Annotated in this window: 23 protein-coding genes and 1 pseudogene; 15 read left to right on the top strand and 9 right to left on the bottom strand. The window is 62.7% G+C overall.

Going from position 1 to position 23152, the window contains the following annotated elements; translation table 11 throughout:
• The first annotated feature begins 243 nt into the window (after window positions 1-243).
• A complete protein-coding gene (gene dcd, locus CS1GBM3_RS04585; protein ID WP_072392011.1) occupies window positions 244-813 on the top strand; it encodes a dCTP deaminase in 570 nt (189 codons plus the stop codon).
• Here the strand turns inward: dcd and dinD are convergent.
• Both dinD and CS1GBM3_RS04575 read right to left on the bottom strand, forming a co-directional pair.
• Complete coding sequence (gene dinD, locus CS1GBM3_RS04580; protein ID WP_083567054.1) at window positions 810-1796, bottom strand: DNA damage-inducible protein D; 987 nt, start codon at window positions 1794-1796, stop codon at window positions 810-812. The genes dcd and dinD overlap by 4 nt on opposite strands.
• The gene (locus CS1GBM3_RS04575) at window positions 1747-2703 is read right to left on the bottom strand and encodes an IS1595 family transposase (RefSeq protein ID WP_072392008.1); all 957 of its coding nucleotides are present in this window, start codon (window positions 2701-2703) and stop codon (window positions 1747-1749) included. The genes dinD and CS1GBM3_RS04575 overlap by 50 nt, the downstream gene beginning before the upstream one ends.
• A 136-nt stretch (window positions 2704-2839) precedes the next feature.
• Between CS1GBM3_RS04575 and CS1GBM3_RS04570 the strand changes: the two genes are divergently transcribed.
• The 5 genes and pseudogenes from CS1GBM3_RS04570 to CS1GBM3_RS04550 all read left to right on the top strand — a co-directional run bounded on the left by CS1GBM3_RS04570 (window position 2840) and on the right by CS1GBM3_RS04550 (window position 9578).
• The gene (locus tag CS1GBM3_RS04570) at window positions 2840-3853 is read left to right on the top strand and encodes an ArsR/SmtB family transcription factor (protein ID WP_244534551.1); all 1014 of its coding nucleotides are present in this window, start codon (window positions 2840-2842) and stop codon (window positions 3851-3853) included.
• Window positions 3850-4779, top strand: a complete 930-nt coding sequence (metF, locus tag CS1GBM3_RS04565) for a methylenetetrahydrofolate reductase [NAD(P)H] (protein ID WP_072392003.1) — start codon at window positions 3850-3852, stop codon at window positions 4777-4779. The genes CS1GBM3_RS04570 and metF overlap by 4 nt, the downstream gene beginning before the upstream one ends.
• A gap of 74 nt (window positions 4780-4853) precedes the next feature.
• Window positions 4854-8661 (top strand): annotated as a pseudogene (metH, locus tag CS1GBM3_RS04560) (methionine synthase).
• Window positions 8662-8708: 47 nt separating this feature from the next.
• On the top strand, window positions 8709-9068 hold the full coding sequence (locus CS1GBM3_RS04555) for a hypothetical protein (protein WP_072392000.1): 360 nt from the start codon (window positions 8709-8711) through the stop codon (window positions 9066-9068).
• A 162-nt stretch (window positions 9069-9230) separates the two neighbouring features.
• Window positions 9231-9578 (top strand): hypothetical protein, encoded by a 348-nt coding sequence (locus CS1GBM3_RS04550; RefSeq protein ID WP_072391997.1) that lies wholly within the window; start codon window positions 9231-9233, stop codon window positions 9576-9578.
• 521 nt (window positions 9579-10099) lie between these two features.
• Here CS1GBM3_RS04550 and CS1GBM3_RS04545 read toward each other — a convergent pair.
• Entirely contained in the window at window positions 10100-10903 is an 804-nt protein-coding gene (locus tag CS1GBM3_RS04545) for an enoyl-CoA hydratase (protein WP_072391994.1), read from the bottom strand.
• 277 nt (window positions 10904-11180) lie between these two features.
• Between CS1GBM3_RS04545 and cysE the strand changes: the two genes are divergently transcribed.
• From cysE to CS1GBM3_RS04530, 3 genes are all read left to right on the top strand, one after another.
• Complete coding sequence (gene cysE, locus CS1GBM3_RS04540; RefSeq protein WP_072391991.1) at window positions 11181-12050, top strand: serine O-acetyltransferase; 870 nt, start codon at window positions 11181-11183, stop codon at window positions 12048-12050.
• 66 nt (window positions 12051-12116) lie between these two features.
• A complete protein-coding gene (locus CS1GBM3_RS04535) occupies window positions 12117-12332 on the top strand; it encodes a DUF3126 family protein (RefSeq protein ID WP_072391988.1) in 216 nt (71 codons plus the stop codon).
• Between the two features lie 14 nt (window positions 12333-12346).
• Window positions 12347-12877: a gamma carbonic anhydrase family protein gene (locus tag CS1GBM3_RS04530; protein ID WP_072391986.1), complete on the top strand. Its 531-nt coding sequence runs from the start codon at window positions 12347-12349 to the stop codon at window positions 12875-12877.
• 161 nt (window positions 12878-13038) lie between these two features.
• On the opposite strand, the gene CS1GBM3_RS04525 is transcribed toward CS1GBM3_RS04530, so the two are convergent.
• From CS1GBM3_RS04525 to CS1GBM3_RS04515, 3 genes are all read right to left on the bottom strand, one after another.
• Window positions 13039-13623, bottom strand: coding sequence for a transglutaminase-like cysteine peptidase (locus tag CS1GBM3_RS04525; protein WP_083567261.1), 585 nt, complete (start codon window positions 13621-13623; stop codon window positions 13039-13041).
• 201 nt (window positions 13624-13824) lie between these two features.
• Window positions 13825-14457, bottom strand: coding sequence for a PilZ domain-containing protein (locus tag CS1GBM3_RS04520; RefSeq protein WP_083567048.1), 633 nt, complete (start codon window positions 14455-14457; stop codon window positions 13825-13827).
• A 234-nt stretch (window positions 14458-14691) separates the two neighbouring features.
• On the bottom strand, window positions 14692-15342 hold the full coding sequence (locus CS1GBM3_RS04515; protein WP_072391984.1) for a PAS domain-containing protein: 651 nt from the start codon (window positions 15340-15342) through the stop codon (window positions 14692-14694).
• Between the two features lie 276 nt (window positions 15343-15618).
• Here CS1GBM3_RS04515 and CS1GBM3_RS04510 point away from each other — a divergent pair, with 276 nt between their 5' ends.
• Together CS1GBM3_RS04510 and CS1GBM3_RS04505 are read left to right on the top strand one after the other, a co-directional pair.
• Window positions 15619-16308 (top strand): rhomboid family intramembrane serine protease, encoded by a 690-nt coding sequence (locus tag CS1GBM3_RS04510; protein WP_244534550.1) that lies wholly within the window; start codon window positions 15619-15621, stop codon window positions 16306-16308.
• 191 nt (window positions 16309-16499) lie between these two features.
• Window positions 16500-16931: a CBS domain-containing protein gene (locus CS1GBM3_RS04505; protein ID WP_072391979.1), complete on the top strand. Its 432-nt coding sequence runs from the start codon at window positions 16500-16502 to the stop codon at window positions 16929-16931.
• A 94-nt stretch (window positions 16932-17025) separates the two neighbouring features.
• Here the strand turns inward: CS1GBM3_RS04505 and CS1GBM3_RS04500 are convergent, their stop codons facing one another.
• Together CS1GBM3_RS04500 and hisI are read right to left on the bottom strand one after the other, a co-directional pair.
• Window positions 17026-17997 (bottom strand): patatin-like phospholipase family protein, encoded by a 972-nt coding sequence (locus tag CS1GBM3_RS04500; RefSeq protein WP_072391977.1) that lies wholly within the window; start codon window positions 17995-17997, stop codon window positions 17026-17028.
• A 255-nt stretch (window positions 17998-18252) separates the two neighbouring features.
• Window positions 18253-18678: a phosphoribosyl-AMP cyclohydrolase gene (hisI, locus tag CS1GBM3_RS04495; RefSeq protein WP_072391975.1), complete on the bottom strand. Its 426-nt coding sequence runs from the start codon at window positions 18676-18678 to the stop codon at window positions 18253-18255.
• Window positions 18679-18794: 116 nt separating this feature from the next.
• Here hisI and CS1GBM3_RS04490 point away from each other — a divergent pair, with 116 nt between their 5' ends.
• The 3 genes from CS1GBM3_RS04490 to CS1GBM3_RS04480 all read left to right on the top strand — a co-directional run bounded on the left by CS1GBM3_RS04490 (window position 18795) and on the right by CS1GBM3_RS04480 (window position 20000).
• Window positions 18795-19256, top strand: coding sequence for an iron-sulfur cluster assembly scaffold protein (locus CS1GBM3_RS04490; RefSeq protein ID WP_072391973.1), 462 nt, complete (start codon window positions 18795-18797; stop codon window positions 19254-19256).
• Entirely contained in the window at window positions 19165-19587 is a 423-nt protein-coding gene (yidD, locus tag CS1GBM3_RS04485; RefSeq protein WP_348533598.1) for a membrane protein insertion efficiency factor YidD, read from the top strand. Before CS1GBM3_RS04490 ends, yidD begins: the two co-directional genes overlap by 92 nt.
• A 134-nt stretch (window positions 19588-19721) precedes the next feature.
• Entirely contained in the window at window positions 19722-20000 is a 279-nt protein-coding gene (locus CS1GBM3_RS04480; RefSeq protein ID WP_072391968.1) for a hypothetical protein, read from the top strand.
• Window positions 20001-20008: 8 nt separating this feature from the next.
• Here the strand turns inward: CS1GBM3_RS04480 and CS1GBM3_RS04475 are convergent, their stop codons facing one another.
• Window positions 20009-20863, bottom strand: a complete 855-nt coding sequence (locus tag CS1GBM3_RS04475) for an Lpg1974 family pore-forming outer membrane protein (RefSeq protein WP_139247791.1) — start codon at window positions 20861-20863, stop codon at window positions 20009-20011.
• A 320-nt stretch (window positions 20864-21183) separates the two neighbouring features.
• On the opposite strand from CS1GBM3_RS04475, the gene thrS reads away from it, so the two are divergent.
• Window positions 21184-23139: a threonine--tRNA ligase gene (gene thrS, locus CS1GBM3_RS04470; RefSeq protein WP_072391962.1), complete on the top strand. Its 1956-nt coding sequence runs from the start codon at window positions 21184-21186 to the stop codon at window positions 23137-23139.
• Window positions 23140-23152: the final 13 nt, after the last annotated feature.

Genomic DNA, 23152 nt, shown 5'->3' with positions numbered 1-23152 from the left:
ATCGGCCCAGGTCCAGGTCCGTCAGAAAAAATCGTCGAGATCGCTACCTCTAGTGGCAAGGAGGAAGTTGTCGTTGACGATGGTTTCGTGAATGATGGCCAACTGACGATTCGACGGGTGGTTGAGCGTCATAATGACGAGGCGCTCGTAGAGCTACCCCAAGAATCAAGCACCGGGCGTTGGCGCCTTTGGGTCAAAGAATCTGCTTTAGCGGGTTGCTGATCGCGGCCCCATGGGGGCCGAATGATCCTAACAGACAAAGAGATTGGTGCGGCGCTGGATGCTGGTCAGCTTGTTATCCAGCCACGGCCTCCTAGCGCCGCATTTTCATCTACATCTATAGATCTCACGCTTGCGAACGTATTTGCCGAGTGGCCGAAAGCGGAGGGGTTGATAATTCAGCCCGGAAAGAAGGGCTACAAATATAGCGCAGTAGCCAATCTTCAAAACACCATTGAAGCTTCGACCTATACCCTTGACCCTCATCAGTTCGTATTAGGATGGACGGCTGAGAAGGTAAGTCTTCTGCCAAGTTCGCAATTAGCGGCGCGTGTCGAGGGTAAGAGTTCGTTGGCCCGTCTCGGACTTTGCGTGCACATGACCGCGCCAACGGTGCATGCTGGCTTCGGTAAAGACAACCCCCTCACAATCCAGCTTGAGATGGTCAACTTCGGACCAAACACACTCATCCTCGATGCTGGGATGACCATTTGTCAGCTTATCTTTGAGCGCACTGGCGGCGAACCCGATAAACCTTACGAAGGGCAATTCTCGGACCAGAAGGCCGAAGCCAGTCCAAAAAGGAAGCGCTAGCCCTTCTTATCGAGCTTCTTTGTCTCGCCTGCTTTGATGCGCTTTCGCGCCTCCTTCACATGGTCGACGGCTGGGTAATCCTCCGGCATCGTGCCACCAATGCTCTTTATCGTCTCGCGGACCTTCGCCCCAATTGCGTGGTGGGTCCTATTGGCGAGGTCCTTCCCGGTCTTCCCCTGTTCGCGAAGCTTGTTGAGCTGTTCCTCAGTTTGCGTTGCGCGGAAGAGGTTGGCGGCAAGCTCCGCGCTCGGCATGTGATCCAGAATGTCCTGCTTCTCGCTTAGCTTTTTCCTGCGCTGGATTCCCCGGCGATCGAGGCCGGCGTAGAGGCCCTTGTAGCCATGGTTCTGGAAAACCGCGTACTCGACCGGCGTCTTCACGCCAACCGACTTGGCAGCCCCTGCAAGCGACTTGTTGTGCGCTTTGAGTTCGTCCCGTGCGAGGACGCGACGCTCGTCTTCAGAGAGTGACAGCGGCTCATCGGCAGCTTGGTCCGCCTGCTCCTGCCGCTGCGTTTGAACGGCGAAGTAGGTCTGCGCGGCCGCTATCTCAGGACGCCGAGTTGGGTCACCGTTCTGCGCAATCAGATAGCAAGCAAACCGCGTTAGCTCTAAATCAGGCTGTGTTCGCTGCGCTCCAGATCCAATGGGCACCATTTCATCCACATGGATGAAATGGTTTTCAGTAGACTCGCCAACGCCATCGCAAGCTTTCTTCGCCTTGTCGATGACTGGTTCGAACTTCTGCCAACTCTTGTACCCCAACAAGGGATAGAGTTCGCGAGCCAACCAGTACTCCCCTTGATCATCATGGTGAGCCGCTTTTTCGAAGGAAGTGAGCAGGTCCTTGATCAGATCAGGGGCCGTCCGACTCGTCACAACTTCGCGGTCGAGCTCCGATTTCTCCGTTTGGGCAAAGCGCTCTAGCGCTTCATCAAACGGGAGGTCCACCCCGAGTGGCTTCTCGTACTTTTTCCGGGTCATAGATCAGCGCCTTATAGGTCAGCCTGCCTTCGACATGGGCGAGCAGATCGTTCATGCGCTCGCCTTCGCCCATGTCGCGTCGGCTACACCGATAGCACATTTCGCCAAGGTAGTTGTCGAGGTGCTTGGCCGAAACATGGTGATGAATGCCATAGACCTGCCGCTTGAACAGGCTCCAGACGCCTTCAATCCCGTTGGTGTGCACGATCCCGTCGCGGACATACTGGCCTTTGCTGTGAACGACAGATTGGAGCATGTAGTTCGTGATGAGCCGCCGGTACCCAGACCATTCGTCCGTCATGAGCACCGTGCCTGAAGCCACGTTATCCCGGACGCGCCCCTCGATCATGCGGCCGGAAAGATTGCTGATCTTGCCCGCACGCACGGTGCCGCCGCGCTCTAGAATGCCGAAGACGATGGGCTTCGGCTTCTCGCCCGACTTTTTCGCCTTGGCGTGGCGGTTCGACTCCTTGCCGCCAAAATAAGACTCGTCGATTTCGACGATCCCGGACATCTTTGGCTCGCGGTTGAATGACTTGGTGCGAGCGGCGTGCCGAAGCCGATGCAGAACGAACCACGCCGTTTTCTGCGTGATGCGGAGATCTTTCGCGAGCTGCGTGCTGGCGATGCCCTTCTTGTGGCTCGTAATCAGCCAGACCGCCGCGAACCACTTGCGCAGGGGCAGCTTGGTGTCCTCGAAAATCGTCCCGACCTTGATCGAGAACCGCTGGCGGCAGTCGTGGCACTTATGGGTCTTCTTGTCCGAGAAGTGCATGACGCGCTTGGACTTGCAGTAGGGGCAGAACGCGCCGTCCTTCCAGCGGATGGCCCGCAGGTGGTCTATGGCCGCCTGCTCGTCCGGGAAGGCTTCGAAAAACTGGTAGAGACTGGTGATCTCGCGCTTCATGGTTCCCTCCGCCTAACGTCAATGAATATAAGTGAACTAGACGGATGGGTCAAGCACGTATATAATTCCCAGCCTACTTTGCCACTTGACACATAAACATATCTTTATATCTTGCACGGACAGGATGGATGCAGCCATGTCCGGAACTCTCGACAGCGATAACCTCGTGCTGGCCCTCAAGGCCGCGGCCGAGTCGACGCGCCTCAGGATCCTGCTGTTGCTGGCGGCGGGCGAACACAACGTTAAGGATCTGACGCAGATTCTGGGCCAGAGCCAGCCGCGCATCAGCCGTCACCTGAAGCTCTTGGCGGAAGCCGGCCTGATCGAGCGGTTCCGCGAGGGCAGCTGGGTCTACTTCCACGTCTCGGACCGCTCCGACGGCGGGCGGCTCGTGCGCCGCATCCTGGAAGCCGTCGACACGCGCGACCCGCTGCTCCGCCGTGACAGCGCGCGCGCCGAGGCGCTGAAACACGAGCGCGAAGCCGCCGCTCAGGCCTACTTTCGCAAGCATGCCGCCGACTGGGACCGTATTCGCACGCTCTACGTTTCGGAAAGCGCCGTCGAGTCCGCCATCGTGGCGCGGCTCGACGGGCGCCCGCTCAAGCTGCTCGTCGACCTCGGGACCGGCACGGGCCGCATGCTCGAGGTGCTAGCCGACCGCTACGAGCGTGGGCTCGGCCTCGACGTCAACCAGCCGATGCTCGCCTACGCCGCGAGCCGCCTCAAGACCGCTGGCCTCGGCCGAGCCGAGGTGCGCCACGGCGACATCTACAACGTGGCCCTGCCGGACGGCGCCGCGGACGGGGTCGTCATCCATCAGGTCCTGCATTATCTATCGGAGCCGGCCCATGCCGTGCGCGAGGCGGCTCGTATCCTCGCTCCCGGTGGCCGCCTGCTGATCGTTGATTTCGCGCCCCACGGCCTCGAGGAGTTGCGCGAGCGTCACGCCCACGAGCGCCTCGGTTTCGAGGCGGACCAGGTGACAGCCTGGCTTGAGGAGGCCGGGCTCTCGGGCGTCGAGGTGGAGACCTTCTCGCCGGAGAAAGATGACGACCGCCAGCAGCTCACCGTGACGCTCTGGCTCGCGAAAAAGCCCGAGCGCGCGGACGCATCCGCAAAGCCTCAGAAACTCGAACGGATCGGATCATGACACCGCCAGGCAACGAAAGAAAAAGCCGGCTCCTCGGCGCGGGCGAGATCGACGTCTCGTTCGAGTTCTTCCCGCCGAAGAGCGAGAAGATGGAGGTGGCGCTGTGGTCGGCGATCGAGCGCCTAGCGCCGCTGTGTCCCGAGTTCGTCTCCGTGACCTATGGCGCAGGCGGCTCGACGCGCGAGCGCACCCACACGACGGTCACCCGCATCGTAAACGAGACGGCGTTGCGTCCCGCGGCGCATCTCACCTGCGTGGACGCAACGCGCGAGGAAGTGGACGCGGTCGCCCGCGCCTACTGGGATGCAGGCGTGCGCCATATCGTGGCACTGCGCGGCGACCCGGCAGGTGGCGTCGGCCATCACTACGTGCCGACGCCCGGCGGCTACGCCAACGCCGCGGAGCTGGTCGCTGGTCTGAAGCGCATCGCCAACTTCGAGATCTCCGTCGCGGGCTACCCGGAGAAACACCCTGAGAGCCCGTCCTTGGTTGCCGACCTTCAAAATCTGAAAGCCAAGGTCGACGCTGGTGCCGATCGCATCATCACGCAGTTCGGGTTCGACAATACCTATTACCTGCGCTTCCTGGAACGGGCGCGCGCGGCGGGCATCTGGGTGCCGATCACGCCGGGTGTGGTTCCGATCCATAATTTCCGCCAGGTGGCCGGGTTCGCGATCAAGGCCGGCGCCAGCGTGCCGGCTTGGCTTGCACGCCGCTTCGAGGGGCTGGACGATGATCCCGCGACGACCCATCTGGTGGCAGCCGCCGTAGCCACCGAGCAGGTCATGGATCTCGTCGACCAGGGCGTGAAGACGTTTCACTTCTACACCCTGAACCGCGCCGACCTCGTCTACGCGATCTGCCACTTGTTGGGCCTGCGCCCGCTGAAAGCCGCGCCGCTCGAGAGCCGCAAGGCCGCGAGCTAGAGTGCTTTCCGAAAAGAAGCACGGCAAAAATCAGGGGTCATGCCGTTTGGCGGAATGACCCCTAGGAGCTGAGAATGAGCAACAAGAAAGACATCCGCGCCATCCTTGAGAAGGCTGCCTCCAAGCGCATCCTGATCATCGACGGCGCCATGGGCACCATGATCCAGCGTCACAAGTTGGACGAGGCCGGCTATCGCGGTGAGCGCTTCAAGGATTGGCCGCGCGACATCAAGGGCAACAACGATCTCCTGGTGCTGACCCAGCCGAAGATCATCCAGGACATCCACGAGCAGTATCTCGCGGCTGGCGCCGACATCATAGAGACCAACACGTTCAACGCGCAGCGCATCTCCATGGCGGACTACGGCATGGAGGATCTCTCGTACGAGATCAACGTCGCGGCTGCGAATCTCGCGCGGGCGGCATGCGACAAATATACGAAGCTGACGCCCGACAAGCCCCGCTTTGTCGCTGGCGCCGTCGGCCCCACCAACCGCACCGCGTCGATCTCGCCCGATGTCAACAACCCAGGCTACCGCAACGTCTCGTTCGACGAGTTGCGCGAAGCCTACAAGGAGCAGGTCAAAGGCCTAATCGAGGGCGGCTCGGACATCATCCTGATCGAGACCATCTTCGACACGTTGAACGCCAAGGCCGCCGGCCTCGCCACGCTCGAGGCTTTCGACGAGGTTGGCGCCGAGTTGCCGATCATGATCTCGGGCACCATCACCGACCGCTCGGGCCGCACGCTCTCTGGCCAGACGCCGGAGGCATTCTGGTACTCGATGCGGCACCTGAAGCCGTTCTCGATCGGGCTCAACTGCGCGCTGGGTGCTGACCTGATGCGGCCGTTCCTCGCCGAGCTGGCTCATATCGCCGACGTGCGCATCTCCGCTTATCCCAACGCCGGCTTGCCGAATGCCATGGGCGGTTATGACGAGACGCCGGATGATATGGCTTGCGCCACCGAGCCGTGGGCGGCGGACGGCTTGATCAACGTCATCGGCGGCTGCTGTGGCTCGACGCCGGATCACATCCAGCACATCGCCGAGCATGTGTCGAAATACCCGCCGCGCGAGGTGCCGGACATCGCACCCAAGATGCGCCTATCCGGCCTCGAGCCCTTCGTGCATGGGTGACGCAACAGCACCGCGCCAACGACTACAGAAAGAGTTGATCAGAAGCATGACCACGGCAAGCGCAGCGCAGTCTTTCATCAACGTCGGCGAGCGGACCAACGTCACGGGCTCCGCGAAGTTTCGCAAGCTCATCGAGGCGAACGATTACGCGGCAGCCCTGGCTGTCGCGCGCCAGCAGGTCGAAGCCGGCGCTATGATCCTCGACGTCAACATGGACGAGGGCCTGCTCGACTCCGAGAAGGCGATGGCGACGTTCCTGAACCTCATCGCCTCCGAGCCCGACATCGCCCGCGTGCCGATCATGATCGACAGCTCCAAGTGGAGCGTCATCGAGGCGGGCTTAAAGTGCGTGCAAGGCAAGGCGATCGTCAACTCGATCTCCATGAAGGAGGGCGAGGAAGCGTTCCTTGATCATGCACGCAAGGTGCAACGCTATGGCGCCGCCGTCGTCGTCATGGCCTTCGACGAGGAAGGGCAGGCCGATACCATCGAGCGCAAAGTCTCGATTTGCGAGCGCGCCTACAAGATCCTGACCGAGAAGGTCGGTTTCGCGCCCGAGGACATTATTTTCGATCCCAACATCTTCGCCGTTGCAACTGGCATCGAGGAGCACAACGGCTACGGCATCGCCTTCATCGAGGCCGCGCGCCAGATCAAGGAGAAGATGCCGCTGGTGCACATCTCGGGCGGCGTCTCGAACCTCTCGTTCGCCTTCCGCGGCAACGAGCCGGTGCGCGAAGCCATGCACTCCGTGTTCCTCTATCACGCCATTCAGGCCGGCATGGACATGGGCATCGTCAATGCCGGCCAGCTCGCGCTTTACGACGATATCCCGGCCGAACTGCGCGAGCTGTGCGAGGACGTGATCCTCAACCGCCGACCCGACGCGACCGACCGCCTGCTCGAAGCCGCGCCGCGCTTCAAGGGCGACGGCAGCAGCGCCAAGGCCAAGGAAAAGGACCTCACCTGGCGCGAGGGTACCGTCGAGGAACGGCTCACGCATTCGCTCGTGCACGGCATCACCGATTTCATTGAGCAGGACACGGAGGAGGCGCGGCAGAAGCTCCCGAAGCCGTTGCAGGTCATCGAGGGCCCGCTGATGGCCGGTATGAGCGTCGTCGGCGACTTGTTCGGCGCCGGCAAGATGTTCCTGCCGCAGGTCGTAAAGAGCGCCCGCGTCATGAAGCAGGCCGTCGCCTACCTGCAACCCTTCCTCGAGGAGGAGAAGCGCAAGTCCGGCCTCGACGCCCTGCCGGCGGCGGGCAAGATCGTCATGGCGACCGTGAAGGGCGACGTGCACGACATCGGCAAGAACATCGTCGGCGTCGTGCTTCAGTGCAACAACTACGAGGTGATCGACCTCGGCGTCATGGTGCCGGCGGCGAAGATCCTGGAGACGGCGAAGCGCGAGAAGGCGGACATCATCGGCCTTTCGGGCCTGATTACACCGTCGCTGGATGAAATGTGCTTCGTCGCCGCCGAGATGGAGCGCGAAGGGTTCAGCGTGCCGCTACTGATCGGAGGCGCAACGACGAGCCGCGTGCACACGGCCGTCAAGATCAGCCCCAACTACCATCGCGGCCAGGCCATCTATGTGCTCGACGCGAGCCGCGCCGTGGGCGTCGTGTCGAACCTGCTCTCGGAGACGGAAAGCAAGAAGTACGTCGACGGCATCAAAGCCGAGTACGTGAAGGTGCGCGAAACGCATCTCGCCAACGAGGCGAAGAAGCAGCGCATCACCGTCGCGGCCGCCCGCGCCAACAAGTTCGCCATCGACTGGGCGAGCTACACGCCGCCGAAGCCGTCTTTCCTCGGCGCGCGGACCTTCAAGGAATACGATCTCGCGGCGCTCGTGCCCTATATCGACTGGACCCCGTTCTTCCAGACCTGGGAGCTGAGCGGCCGCTACCCCGCGATCCTCGACGACAACAAGGTGGGCAGCGAGGCGCGCAAGCTCTTTGCCGACGCGCGCGCGCTTCTCGATCGCATCGTCGCCGGCAAGTGGCTGACTGCCAACGCCACCGTCGGCTTCTGGCCGGCTAACAGTGTCGGCGACGACATCGCGCTCTTCACCGACGACGCGCGCAAGACCGAGCGGGCGACGCTGTTCACGCTGCGCCAGCAGATCGCCCGCGATCCCTCACGCAACCGCGCCCACACAGCGCTCGCCGACTTCGTGGCGCCGAAGGAGACCGGCCTTGCCGACTACGTCGGTGCCTTCGCGGTGACGACCGGCATCGGCGAGGAGGAGGCCATCAAGGCGCACATCAAGGAGACGGACGACTACAGCCGCATCCTGTTCAAGGCGCTGGCTGACCGCCTCGCGGAGGCGTTCGCGGAATCCATGCATGCGAAGGTGCGCCGCGAGCTGTGGGGCTACGCCAGGGACGAGAAGCTCTCGAACGAAGACCTGGTCCTCGAGAAGTATCGCGGCATCCGCCCCGCGCCTGGCTATCCGGCTCAGCCGGATCACACCGAGAAGCGCACGCTCTGGGATTTGATGAACGTCGAGGCGGAGGCCGGTATCGAGCTCACCGAGAGCTGCGCCATGTGGCCGGGCGCCGCCGTTTCGGGCCTCTATTTTGCCCACCCGGAGAGTCATTACTTCGGCGTCGGAAAGGTCGAGCGCGACCAGGTCGAGGACTATGCGCGCCGCAAGGGTTGGACGGTGGCGGAGGCCGAGCGCTGGCTCGCGCCGGTGCTCAACTACGACGCTGTGGCGGAGCGCCGAAACGTGGCATGATCGCGGCCTATCGATATGGCCCGTGAAAGAGGGGCGAGGAGGGGGACATGCCGTTTGTGAATCTGGCCGTGGCGCAGGCGACGGCAGCTTGGGTTGCGGCACCGAATCTCGTCAGCATGGTGATGGGCTATGGCCCCACCTACTATTACGCGGTGGCGGCTGTCGGAGCCGTCATTGTGCTGATTGGCGCCTTCATCGGCTCACGCATCACCGACACCATCGCCCGGCCGACCTTGCTGTCACTTGTCGCGGCCCTGTCGTTCGCGATCCTCGCGGCAGCTGTGGCGCTTATCCTCCTCGGGCCGCAGGTCGGAGTATCGGAATTCGCGACGCACGGCTTCACGTTCGCGCCTGTCGCGGCCGCGATCGCCGGCTATTTCTACACGACCCGCCGCACAAGCGCCTGAGCCAGCGCACCCAAACCATTGTTTCGCATAGAGGAGCCTCGTGCTAGACGAGGTTTGACGCTGGTTGTTGTCAACTTGGCGTGTGAATCGTGCTCTAAACATTGGGGTATCCGCCGTTCCGGAGGGGAAGCGTGCGGCGGCAACCTGGGGGAGATCCTGCACATGCTTGGACGTCTCGTACTCCTGCTGCTCCAGATCGTCATCGGCTGGTTCGGCAGCACCGCCCTCATGGGCTTCATCAAAATTGGCGATTTTCGTCTTTTCATCTTCGCCGTCGTCGCCGCCATCGTCGTGTTCTTGATCGGCATCATCGCGGCGCAGATCCTGAAGGACGTCGGCACGCCGTCGAGCCACACGTTGTCGTGGTCGCTCGTGTTCGCGCTGATCGCGGCCGCGCTCTGGACCTGGGGATCGCAGATCCCGCTGCTCTCCGAGATTCCGTGGGGACGCGTGCGGGCCGAGTATGCTGTTCTCGCTGCGGCGATCCTCGGCTACCATCTAAAGAAATAGCGCGCATCCAGCGCTGCACGAAAAAGGCGCGGGACCTTTGGGGTCTCGCGCCTTTCCCTTGCGTGCCCGCATCAGGAGGAGCGGATGAGCTGAACCGTCGTGGTCGCCATGGAAAGCGACAGGGGGGAAGCTCAGACCATGCCAACCACGATGGCAGCGATGAATCCGAAAGACATGAGCGCAGCAAATACGTTCAGTCGCATCGTGAGGTCCATCGTTGCCTCCTGCCGGTGAAGCCGGCTTCTTGGGGGGCTGCTCGTTTCGTCACGCACGTCGTAGACAGGGTGTGGTCGTCCCCGTTAGGGGAGGGCGTGACAGGGAAGGGGCCCGTCAAGCACAAAGAAGTATTGAGCAAAATCGTTCCGTGCCAAACGAAAAACGATCGTGCACCGCACCATAAATGGCGGCGATCTGTAGCGCGTGAAGAAAGAATTTTCCGGGAGTTGGCGGCGCTTGCGTCGTGCTGCGTTGCGTGTATGTGAACACGCAATTTTTTTGAATCCGCTGAAACGGTTGGCCGATCAGCGGCCCTGGAAGGCTGGCTTGCGCTTTTCGAGGAACGCACGCCGCCCCTCGGCGTAGTCCGCGCTGTCGAAGCAGGCTTGCACGGCAGCATCGAGCGCGGTCGTGTCCGGGTGCTCGGGGTGGCGCAAGAGCTCGTTGATCGTAAGCTTCGCGGCGCGCACAGAGAGCGGTGCGTTGGCGGCGATATCGCTCGCGAGCGTCCGCACCGCGATCTCCAGCATGTCCGTGTCAACGAGCGTGTTGACGAGGCCGATGCTGAGCGCTTCGGTTGCCGTGAAGCGACGCCCGGTGAACAGCATCTCCTTGACGAACGCAGCCGGCGCCAGCGCCAATAGCGGCGGCACCCACCGCGGATTGTAGCCGAGCCCGAGCTTGGCGGCCGGGATGGCGAACGTTGCTTTGTCGTCGGCAAGACGGAGATCGGCACAGGCAGCGATGCCTAGCCCGCCGCCGAGGCAGAAACCATGGATCATGGCGATCACCGGCTTGGTGGCGGCAAGCAACGCCGAGAACGCGGCGTGGTTCAGCTTGTCGTAGTCGGCGGCGGCCGCGCCGGACCGCTGGGTCTCGAACTCTGAGATGTCGGCGCCGGCCGAGAAGGCGCGCGTCCCGCTCCCGCGCAGGATGATGACGCGGACGGCCGGGTCCGCTTCCGCGGCCGCAACGTGCTCGGGAATCTTGGCCCACATGCCGGCCGTGAAGGCGTTCATCCGCTCAGGGTTGCTTGCGACGATCCAGGCCAGCGGCCCCTCGATCTCGAGCTGGAGATCCGCGGCGGCACTCTGAGGCGTATCGGTCATGGTTTCATCCCTTTATCAAGCGAATCCAGCTTGTGGCGGGAAACGGTTGTGCGCAACGCGGCGCCAAGCCTCAAGAGGGCCGAAATGCGCGTGCGTGCGGCCGGTTAACGATTGACGGGGCGGGCGCACACCGGTACCCCCTAGAGCGAGAAAGCCGAGCTATCTTCCATCTGATGGCAAAGCCGTAACCGGCTTATAATGCTGCCGAGCCCGGCTCGGAGAGCCGGGCAGTGAGGAGGCCGTTTTGGGGCCTCCCGCGGCGCGAAGGAGCAACGACATGAACAGCGCCAAACACAAGGCGCCTAGCGAGGCCCGCCATGGGGCTAACCGCGCTGACGAGGATGGGGTCTGGCGCTCGCTTCTGAGCGAGGCTGAGGCGGCGATGGCGGCCGAGCCGGCGCTGACCGGGTTCATCTACGCCACCATAGCCAGCCATGCCGTGCTGGAGGAAGCGATCTGCCACCGCATCGCGCAGCGCCTCGGCCACGCCGATGTGGATGCCGGCCTCATCGTGCACACCTTCCGCGACGTTCTCGGTTCGCAGCCGGACCTCGGTCGCGCTTTCCGTGCCGACCTTGCCGCCGTGCTCGAGCGGGATCCGGCGTGCACCCGCTATCTCGAGCCGTTTCTTTACTTCAAGGGCTTCCACGCGCTCGTGACGCACCGCTTCGCGCACGAGCTATGGCGTCAGGGCCGTCGCGATTTCGCGCTCTACCTGCAGAGCCAGGCCTCGCGCATGTTCGCGGTCGACATTCATCCGGCGGCTCGCCTCGGCAAAGGGCTGATGCTCGACCACGCGACCGGCGTGGTGATCGGCGAGACGGCGACCCTCGGCGACAACTGCTCGCTCTTGCACGGGGTGACGCTGGGCGGCAGCGGCAAGGTCATCGGCGATCGGCATCCGAAGGTGGGTTCCGGCGTGCTGATCGGCGCCGGCGCCAAGGTGCTGGGCAATATCCACGTCGGCAACTGCTCGCGCATCGCCTCTGGCAGCGTCGTCCTGCAGGACGTGCCGCCGCACGTCACCGTTGCCGGCATCCCCGCACGCATCGTTGGTCCTGCTGGAACGGCCGAACCGGCGCGCAGCATGGACCAGACGTTTATCTCGGAGACGTCCACCATCCCCGACGACTATGCGATGCTTTAGGCCGCGAACGCTTCTGGTCGTGTCGGCCGAAGCGGTTCTCGGTCTCCCAAAGACAAGGAGCGACAGGTGAAGAAGGAAGAGCTGGCCAAGCTGCAGGCGTATCTGAGAAAGACATTCGGCGCCCCGAAGCTGGAGGTGCGCGCGCAGCCCAAGAAGCAGGACATGGCCGAGGTCTTCATCGGCGGCGAGTTCGTCGCCACCCTCTATCGCGAGGAGGAGGAGGGAGAAATCTCCTATCAGTTCCAGATGGCCATTCTCGAGATGGATCTCGAGGAGGCTTGAGGGACGGGACGATCATGGCGCTCTACGATCTCGACGGCGTGGCCGTCGCGACACCGGCGGACGGCAGCTATTGGGTTGCACCGAATGCGGTGGTTCTGGGCAAGGTCGCTATCGAGACCGACGCCAGTATTTGGTTCGGCTCAGTGCTGCGCGGCGACAACGAGCTGATCCGCGTCGGGGCTCGGTCCAATGTGCAGGATGGCTGCGTGCTGCACACCGATCCAGGTTTTCCGCTCGACATCGGCGAGGATTGCACCATAGGCCACATGGTGATGCTGCACGGCTGCACGATCGGCCGCGGCAGTTTGATCGGCATCGGCTCGATCATTCTGAATGGCGCGCGTATCGGTGAGGAATGCCTGATCGGCGCCAACACGCTGATTGCCGAGAACAAGGTCATCCCGCCGCGGTCCATGGTGCTGGGCTCGCCGGGCAAGATCGTGCGCGAGTTGACGGACGAGGACGTGCAGCACTTCGGCGGCGCGGCCGGACGCTACGTCAAGAACTGGAAACGCTACAAGGCTGGCCTCAAACCGACGGCCTGATCAGCATCGCCGTGCCGCCCGCTTCGCATCGACCTCATCAAAAAATTTGAGCCGGACGCGAGGGGGAATCACGTCCGGCTCGAGGGTGAGCCCGGTTGGGCAGGGCAGGGAGCCCGGGCTCGGTACTAATTAGCGGGCGGCTGAGGCCGCCGACCAAGATCTTACTGACCGGCACCAACGCCGGCGATCGCGTCAGGCGCCGAGCGGTCGTTGGTATCGAGCGACACCCACACGCGCGGGTCGAGGTAAGACTGGCGCATGATGAAGTAGTAGCCCGAGGTATTCCACAACCGCACGTCATCAATCTTGTTGTCGAGCACGAAGTCGCCCTGCGCCGTGCGTACGGTCAGCACGGCATGGCCTTCGCCCTTCTCGTCACGTACGACGGTGAGCAGAAGCGAGCTCTTCGGCCACCCGCGCGCAAGCAGCATCTTCTGCTTCAAAAGCGCATAATCCTCGCAGTCGCCGCGATCCACCGGATAGGTCCAGTGCTCGCTGACGCCGTAAATCTCCTGGTCGGTTGCCGGCTGGACGGCATGGTTGGCCCAGCGGTTCACCTCGTCGAGTTCGCTCAAGCGCTCGGGCGTCGGTTGGAAACGCACGTCCTCGATACGCTGCGGGCTGCAATCCTCCGGGTGACGCTCGCAGAAGCGCACAAAGCCGTAAGGCGGCTGAGCCGGGCCGTAGACCCGCATGAATGGCGACATGCTGAAGGCGACTGTCTTAGGAACCGCCTGCTCCGCCATGGCATTGGTCGATCCGGCTGCTGCCGCCAGCAAACCGGCCACGCACACTACGAAACGCATCATACTCACTACCCCAACGAACCCTCTCACACGGCCTACATTACTCCAGAATTGTCGTGGCCGTCTGAAGTACGCAGCCAGAAATCGAGCAAAATTTGAGCCAAATTTATATTCCCCACGGGACATGTTTATCGCGCCCCGTCAGCCGAAATATCGCCGTAAAGCTTCCGGGTCGGGGATGTCGAGAAACTGCACGCCGATGCCGCGGTCGTGGTAGCGCATGACCTTGCAGCGCAGCTTCCCGAACATGACCTCCTCCCCGATTGGCGGACGCGCGTCGGTGCCGATCGAGGCGCCGGAGAGCGAGACGTCGAGCACGCGGCAGTCGACGGTCGTGCCGTCGGCGAGCCTCAGCGTTGACGTCTTGTTAGGAACCGAGATGCGGTGATGGCGACGTCCAAACGAGTTGCCGAGCTCATCCTTGTTGACGAGCCATGTGATTTGGGCCGCGAGCTTCTCGCGCTTGTGCTGGCTGACGCGGAGCGACATGGCAAAGCCGCCGTCGAACACCCGCACCACGACGCCCTCAATGCCGCCTAGTTCGTCCAGATAAGCCACGATGCGTTCGTCGATGTCGACTTCGACCGGGGCCATCAGCGAAACGCCGCCAACCGAGATATCGTTGAGGCGGCAAGGGAACTCTTGCTTGTTGGCGCGCATGAAGCGGCCGAGGAGGGCGAGCGGGTAGCGCTTATGGCGGCGCCGATCGGGGACGATGCGCGTGTCAAGCCGCAGCGACGGCTTCAGGGTGCTGGCTGCTGAGGTGGACGACATTGCTTTAATCCGCACATACTGAAGCAGACACCTTCGCGACCTCGAGAAGCGCCATTACAGCGGCTCTCGAGCCTTGCAGTCCCATAATGAAACAGCAGACTTAATGAACGACTAACCGCTGACCCGTCCTCGCACGCTTTCCAGCGGTCGAAACAAGACGTTGCATGGCATCTTATGCCGGAAAACGCGCAAAGGGGCGGCCTGGGTTTCGCGCCGGGCGACAGGTATCGGTTGCTATTCGCCCTGGGCCGCTCCGAGGCCCCCGTCGTAGACCCGGAACTGGCGGTGGCCCTGCCGTACGATACGCGCCGTGCGCACATGCGGGCCGAGCGGAGCCTGACGCTCAGCGAGGGCGTCGAGATCGGAGACGCCACTCTCCGGCCAGACCGTCTCAGCCGCCAGGAGCCGCAGGCGCGCAATGGTCGTCCCGGCGAGAAGGCGATGAGGCTCCAATACAACCAAATGACAGAGCAGGCGGTCGATCGCCTGTCCGGTGTGGATGAGCGGCAGCACGATCAACTCGAAGGGCGCCGGCGCCGCCGGAAACGCAGGGTTTGGCACGCTGAGCTCGGCCTCCCCGGTGAAGAGGCCAACCCGTCCGAGATCAGCGATCCCTTCCAAGTGATGGCCGAGAAGCGCTCGGTCGCCGCCACCCCAGAAGGTTAGAAAGTCTCGGGCCCGCAGCTGCAGGCCCAGGCTGTTGGAAAGGCGGGTGCCTGCCAGCCTGAAGCGGAAGTCTGCCGGGCCACTCCGTTCAAGGATGAAGGTGTCGAGCAGAAAATCGCTGATCCGGGCGGGCTCGATCTCAAGACGGCGAGGCGCGCGCCGCGAGCCTCTCACCTCGTTCCAGTACGCATAAACGGCTTGGGTCGACGGATGTCTCATCTCGGGTCGCTCGGCACACGCAACCCCTCCGGCGCCACAGACCTGCGGCGTCGTGTCCAGGAGCGGTCGCTCACTAAAATTCCGGCTCTAATCGTTTCAGAATGAGCCTTACCGTCGACAAGAGCAGCTTCCGTGCCATATGCACGAAAGCAACCATTCGCCGAGCGCCGCCGCGACCGTCACTAACGTGGGGCTGGCTTCGCCCCTGCATATGAGGAGACGAGCGTGTATCCGACGGCGCCCCCCCGAGAGCCCATCTTCAACGTACCGAGGCCGGTGCTCGTCCTGCTTGCCGTACTGGTGCTGGTGCATGTCGTGCGCAACGTCCTGCCTACGGACGACGATTTGTGGCTTGTGCTCGCGGGTGCATTCATCCCCGGCCGCTATGGCCCCTTGGGAAACGAGCTCCCGGGAGGCGAGCCCGCACTTTATACGTCTCCCTTTACCCACATGCTTTTGCACGGCGACTGGCTGCACTTGGGGCTTAACGCGGCTTGGCTGCTCGCCTTCGGCGGTGCGATAGCCGAGCGCATGGGAGCCGTGCGCTTCTTCCTTTTCTTTACTGTCTGCGGGCTGGCTGGAGCGGGCGCGTTCTACATCGCGAACGTCGGCTTGTTGCAGCCGATGATTGGTGCCTCCGGCGCCATCTTCGGTCTCATGGGCGGCGTGCTCAGGATTCTATTTCCGGCCGTGGATTCAGGCGGTTTTCGTCGTTTGCGCGAGGCGCCCCGCAGCGTGCGCGTGATGTCGCTTCGGGAAGCTTTGACGGATCGGCGGATCCTTGTCGCGAGTGCGATTCTCGTCCTCATAAATGTACTCGCCATGATAGGTTTTGGCGTTGCACAAAATTCGGGGGGAATTGCGTGGGAAGCCCATCTGGGCGGTTACGTGATGGGATTAATTACTTACGGTCTTTTCGACAAAGCCGCGCCCGCCGAGGGATATACGCAACCAAACGTAGATTGAAACTCTTGCGCCGCTTACGTGTTTGCATCACTCTTGTTCCAAAGTGCAAACTAGGTATGCGGAAGTTGCATGCTGGCGTTTGTGCGGCAACACGACTGGTGAGGCAAAAAACATAACAAATGTCTGCCCGCTCGGAGCGCTTGGAGTTACGCCGGGATGCATTCGAGCAAAGGCGGGCGGGAGGATACTTCATGAACGTCGGATCGATATTGAAATCGAAAGGACGCGCAGTTTCGACCGTAAGGCCGAATGCCACTCTTCTCGATGTCGTAAAGAAACTCGCTCCCAAGAAAATTGGTGCAGTTGTCGTTGTAGGCGAAAACGGCCACGTTGCCGGCATCATTTCGGAGCGGGACATTATTCGCGCCACGTCCGAGCACGGCGCTCAGGCCCTGAGCATGATGGTGTCCGAGGTCATGACGCGCGGCGTCATCTCCTGCCAGGAGACCAGTGAGCTCGACGAGCTGATGGAGACGATGACCAAGGGTCGTTTCCGTCATCTTCCCGTCATCGAGGACGATGCCCTGGTCGGCATCATCTCGATCGGTGACGTCGTCAAGTATCACCTTGCCGAGGTCCAGATGGAGGTTTCGGCCATGCGCAACTACCTCGCCACTGGCTGAGGGTTGGCAGCAAAGAAAAATGCAAACGGCGTGCCTTCAGGCGCGCCGTTATTTTTTCACTCGAGACTTTGGTCTTTACCGCCGTGCTGAGGACTTAGGGCGCCATCGTCTGGCTGCGGCTCTCGATATGATAGCGCCCGTCGAGCTCGCGCATGAGATCCTCGATTTCGCGCCTCGCCGCTGCTTCGCCACGTGCGATCAACTCGTCCGCGCGATGGAAATCGAACAAGCCGATGCCGTGCAGCCGCGGGCTGATCATGGAGTCCGGCGGATCGCCCGCAAGCCGCGAGCGCGCGATTCGATCCTGCACGATGTTGAACGCGTCAACCATCACCGTGGAGATGCCCGGCACGTCCTCGCCGCGCCCGAGTATCTGCCGCTGCAGGAGCCGGCGCACGGCGATGCCGTTCTTGCCAGTGACCGGCGGCGTCTCGTCCATGTCGTGGTCGGTGCTCGGCATCGGGCTGATGTTGGAAATCGTGCCCCGGTTCGAGATGTCGATGTTGAGGTTGACAGCGATCACGTAGCGCGCGCCGAGCGCCCTGCACACCGAGACCGGGATCGGATTGACGAGCGCACCGTCGAACAGCCAGCGACCATCGACCTTGATTGGCCGAAACACGCCCGGCAGGGCATAGGAGGCACGCACCGCATCGACGAGGTTGCCGCGCGACAGCCACACCTCGTGGCCGGTGCCGATCTCGGTCGCCACCGCCGTGAAGCGCCGCGACAAATCCTCGATGCGAGTATCACCAAGCTGCTTCGTCAGGCGATCGCCGAGGCGGCGCCCGGTGATGAGCCCGGTGCCGGACAAATTGAAATCGAGATAGCCAAGAACGCGCCGCCGGGTGAGGTCGCGTGCGAAACCTTCAAGGTCATCGAGCTGGCCTGCCACCTCGCATGCGCCGACCACGGCGCCGATGGACGTGCCCGCGATGATGTCGGGATAGATGCCGGCCGCATTAAGCGCCCTAACCACGCCGATGTGAGCCCACCCTCTGGCGGCGCCGCCGCCGAGCGCCAGTCCGATCTTGATCTTGCCTGTTCCGGAATTTGTCGTGGCCATGACAGACTCCACTTTCCGGTCCTCCCGACCGGGAGGATGAGCCGGTGCGATCCTGCGTGGAACCCGTCGCAACCCGAGCATCGGGATCCCCTCAACCCTTAACTGGAGACTAGCAGATTCCGATTAAAGCCCCCCTACCAAGGACGTGATCAAATTGAAAAATCGTTGCTGCACTGCAGCTTGTGAAGCAACGCTCCGATAGCCGAATTGGTTGCAGCCGCGCACCTAAGAGGGAGCTGGCTGCGTGTCGTCCGTCTAGGGATCGACTCGTTCGAGCGTGTGCGGCAGCTCGGTGCCAACCGTGATCGTCCGGTAGAAGCAGCTTTTCGCGCCGGTGTGGCAGGTAACGCCCGCTCCGCCGACCGACACCTTGAGCCAGATAGCGTCCTGGTCGCAGTCGACCCGCGCCTCTTTGATGGAGAGCGTGTTGCCGCTTTCCTCGCCCTTGCGCCAAAGCCGGCCGCGCGACCTGCTCCAAAAGTGTGCCACGCCCGTATCAATCGAAAGCTGCAGCGCCTCGGCGTTCATCCACGCGAACATCAGCACCGCGCCGCTGTCGGCATCGGTGACGATGGCCGCGATCAGGCCGTCGGCATCGAACTTGGGTTGAAGGGCCAGCCCCTGCTCGATCTCCGCTGCGGAGCCGCGGGGCGAAAAGGCTGAGGAAAAGCTGTCGGTCATGGCGGCCCCGCGGCGTTGAGGGACAATGCGTCCGGCAAATGCAACTCGAATGGTTGGTTCGGACGCCCTATATAGAGACCAACAGGGACGGCCGGAAGGAGAGGGCAAGCGCGCTCATGACGGATCTCGACGACATCTATAACCAGAGAATATTCGAGTTGGCGGCGGCGATCCCGCATTCCGACCGTCTCGAGCGCCCTGACGGCTCGGCCCGGGCCCATTCGAAGCTCTGTGGCTCCACCGTTGAGGTTGATATCAAACTCGACGGCGACCGTATCGCGGACTTCGGCCAGGCGGTGAAGGCATGTCTTCTGGGGCAGGCTTCGGCGGCCATCGTCGGTCGCGAGATCGTGGGCACGCCCGAGGGGGAGTTCCGTGCCGTCGCGGCCACCATGCGGCGCATGTTGAAGGAGAAGGGCCCGCCGCCCGAAGGGCGCTGGGTCGATCTCGGCCTGCTTGAGCCGGTTCGGGATTATCCGCACCGCCATGCCTCGACGCTGTTGGTCTTCGACGCGGTCGAGCGGGCTCTCGATGCCGCCAAGGCCGCTGAGGCCCCGCATGCGGCCGCCGGCGCCTGAGCGCAGGGAGAGAGAGGCGCCAATGGGCTGGATTGCAGCCATAGTCAAAGCGCCCATCCACGCATACCGCTGGACGTTAAAGCCGCTCATGGGCCTCGAGTGCAGGCACCTGCCGACCTGTTCGGAATACGCCCTCGAAGCCATAGACCGGAACGGCCCCTGGCGCGGCCTGTGGCTGACGCTGTCGCGGCTGTCACGATGCCATCCGTGGGGCAGTGCGGGCTATGATCCGCCGCCCGACATCCGCCACGAGCATCACCCCTTGGCTCCTTGGCGCTATGGCCGCTGGCGTCACGTCTGCCAAAGCTCAACTCCTAAATCTTCGCTCTGATGTGCACGCACCCGCGCGGATCAGCGAGAAGCGGGCGGGCATCAACCGACTTCCATCTGTTCCGCGCGGCACATCGCGCCGTCTCGGCGACGTCCAAGCTATAAGGACCGGGACAGCTCTCGAGGAGCGAAGCAATGACGACACCTTCCGATACGAACGACAGATCGCCGCTGATGCGTTTTCTCCGCCGGACAGTCGGCGCCGCGCTTCTGGGCATCGTGTTCTTTATCGCTCTTTGGATGGCGGTATTCGACGCCGTCAATTCGGCGTTGATCAGTTCGGGCACGGCCGTAGTGCTCGTGGCCGGCAGCAGCGTCTCCGAGACGTTTCAGACGATCTTCGAGGCCATCACCGAGGTCATCCTCGGCATCTTCGGCGCCATCGCGGACTTTTTCTCGTCGCTCTTCAACTGATCGAAACGTCAGTTGGCAACGGCTGCCAGTGGAATGGCGAACCGGGCGAACGGTCCGTGCGCGACGAAATCGGTGTCCTTGTCGCCGATCTGCGGGAACCCAAACTCGCTAAACACGTCCGAGACGCGCTGATCGGTGTCGAGGGCATCGAGCATCGCATCGATGCGATAGCCGATCGTAAGCGCGCCTGGCCCGACGGCGAATGCCAACCCGGCTTCGCCGTTGATCGCGGCCACGGCACGGTCGTCTTCCGCTTTGAAGTACGACGGCACAAACGGATCGTTGATGTGGCTTGCGAACTTCGCGGAGCCAAACAGAAGCGCAACCGAGGTGCCGCCGACGAGGTTCACGCCGCCACTCAACGGAACGCTGCCGCGCACGCCGATCTTGGGGCCAAGGCCATGGAAGTCATTGGCCATCAGGAGCGCCAGGGGCGGACAGCCGCAGCCAGGTTCGATAAGGGCAATGTCCCGTTCAATCGATGCGTACGTGAGCCCGCCGAACAGGTGAAGCTGGCCGCCGGCGAAAGTGACGTCCTTGCCCACCTCGAAGTCGACAAAGGTCGTTTCGGAATCGACTTTCGTATGCACGTCCGCAAAGGGGAAAGGGACACCGCTCGGGACGTCTGGAGCGAGGGGCACGCCCGGTAAGAAAGCGATGAGACCCGGCGAGATGGGGCCGCCGCTATCGTCCGCGTCGAAACGCCGATAGCGCACGGCGGCCTTCCAGCCGTTCTGCCACGTGTAGCCTAACGTGAACGCGCCGCCCCAGCCGTCGCCGTCGTCGAGATCAACCGGGGACCCCACGCCGGGATCGAATTCCGAAGGCCGATAGCCGACTTCGAAATCGGACGCGCCAAACACGGCCTGCGCTTCCAACTCGACATAAACGCCGGCTGGCGAGCCGGGCTGGGCCCACGCCGAAGCAGGCAGACAAACTGCGGCGACTGCCGCCAGCCGGCCAAAAGCGCGCCGCACGTTTCGGACAGGAAATAAGTTGGGGTTGTGCTTAGGGTGCATAAATCCTCCGCAATCAGAAGGTTGCCGAGTCGGAAACCAAGTCAAGGCGTTAGCAACGTGCGGCGCTGCGTTTCCCGCGTTTCGCTTGACTTTGCGCCGAAGTCCCCCGATTTAAGCGCCTGTCTTACGCGGATTGGTATGCCGCGAGTGAGAGGAGAGACGCTATGTCGGACGCAGGTTCCGAAGTCACGATCACGTTCCCGGACGGCAAGAGCCGCAAGGTCGCCGCGGGAACGACGGGTCTCGAGATCGCCAAGTCGATCTCCCCGTCACTCGCCAAGCGCACGGTGGCCATGAGCCTCGACGGCGCGCTGGCCGACCTTTCCGACGCCATCACGAAAGACGCTTCGATCAAGTTCGTGTCGCGCACGGACCCGGAGGCGCTCGAGCTGATCCGCCACGACGCCGCGCACGTCATGGCCGAAGCCGTGCAGGAGCTGTGGCCCGGCACGCAGGTCACGATCGGCCCGGTGATCGAGAACGGCTTCTTCTACGACTTCGCCAAGCAGCAGCCGTTCGAGCCGGAAGACATTCCGAAGATCGAAAAGAAGATGTCGGAGATCATCGCCCGCAACGCACCCTTCACGAAAGAGGTGTGGAGCCGCGACGAGGCGAAGACGTTTTTCCGCGACAAGGGCGAGCTGTTCAAGGTCGAGCTGGTCGACGCGATCCCCGGGGATCAAGAGATCAAGATCTACAAGCAGGGCACGTGGCTCGATCTCTGCCGCGGCCCGCACATGACGTCCGTCGGCCAGATCGGCAAGGCCTTCAAGCTGATGAAGTTCGCGGGCGCCTACTGGCGCGGCGACGCCAACAATCCGCAGCTTCAGCGCATCTATGGCACGGCCTTCGCGACGGAGGACGAGCTCAAGGACTACCTGCATCGACTGGAGGAAGCCGAGAAGCGCGACCACCGTAAGCTCGGTCGCGAGATGGACCTGTTCCATTTCCAGGAGGAGGCACCGGGCTCCGTCTTCTGGCACCCAAAAGGATGGACGCTCTTCCAGACGCTGATCGCCTACATGCGCCGCGCGCAACAGCGCGCCGGCTACGAGGAGGTCAACTCTCCCGACATGATGGAAAAGCATTTCTGGGAGCTCTCCGGCCACTGGGAGAACTACGGAGAGAACATGTTTACGACGACGCTCCCCGATGAGCGCGTGTTCTGCTGCAAGCCCATGAACTGCCCCGGCCACGTGCAGATCTTCAAGCACGGCCTCAAGAGCTACCGCGATCTGCCGCTCAAGATCGCCGAGTTCGGCAAAGTGCACCGCTACGAGCCGTCGGGTGCGCTGCACGGCATGCTGCGCGTGCGCCACTTCACGCAGGACGACGCGCACATCTTCATCACCGAAGATCAGATCATGGAGGAATGCCTCAAGATCAACGATCTGATGCTCGAGATCTACAAGGACTTCGGTTTCGAGGACATCTTCATCAAGCTCTCGACGCGCCCCGAAAAGCGCGTCGGCGCGGACGAGCTGTGGGACAAGGCCGAGAAGGCGCTCTCCGACGTGCTCGACGAGGTGACGAAGCGCTCGAACGGCCGCATCAAGACGGCGCTGCAGCCGGGCGAAGGCGCCTTCTACGGCCCCAAGCTCGAGTACGTGCTGAAGGACGCCATCGGCCGCGAATGGCAGTGCGGCACGACGCAGGTAGACTTCAACCTCGCGGGTCGCCTCGGCGCGTTCTACATCGACGAGCATTCGCAGAAGAAGACGCCGGTGATGATCCACCGTGCCATGTTTGGCTCGTTGGAGCGCTTCACGGGCATCCTGATCGAGAACTACGCCGGCCACTTCCCGCTGTGGCTTGCGCCGCTACAGGTCGTCGTCGCGCCGATCGTCTCGGATGCCAACGATTACGCTTTGGAAGTGGTGGAGAAGGCGAAGGCGGCGGGCCTGCGTATCGAGAGCGATCTCAGGAACGAGAAGATCAACCTCAAGGTCCGCGAGCACTCACTCGCCAAGGTCCCGGTCATCCTCGTCGTCGGCAAGCGCGAGGCGGAGGAGCGCAAAGTCTCCATCCGCCGCCTCGGCTCGCAGGAGCAGACGGTGACGTCGCTGGACGAAGCGCTCGCATCTCTCAAGTCCGAAGCCACTCCGCCCGATTTGCGGTGAATTCCGGGTGGTC

The sequence above is a fragment of the Hyphomicrobium sp. CS1GBMeth3 genome (assembly GCF_900117455.1).
GTDB lineage: Bacteria > Pseudomonadota > Alphaproteobacteria > Rhizobiales > Hyphomicrobiaceae > Hyphomicrobium_C.
The sequence above is the reverse complement of the archived record's forward strand: the minus strand, read 5'-3'. Positions and strand labels throughout refer to the sequence as shown.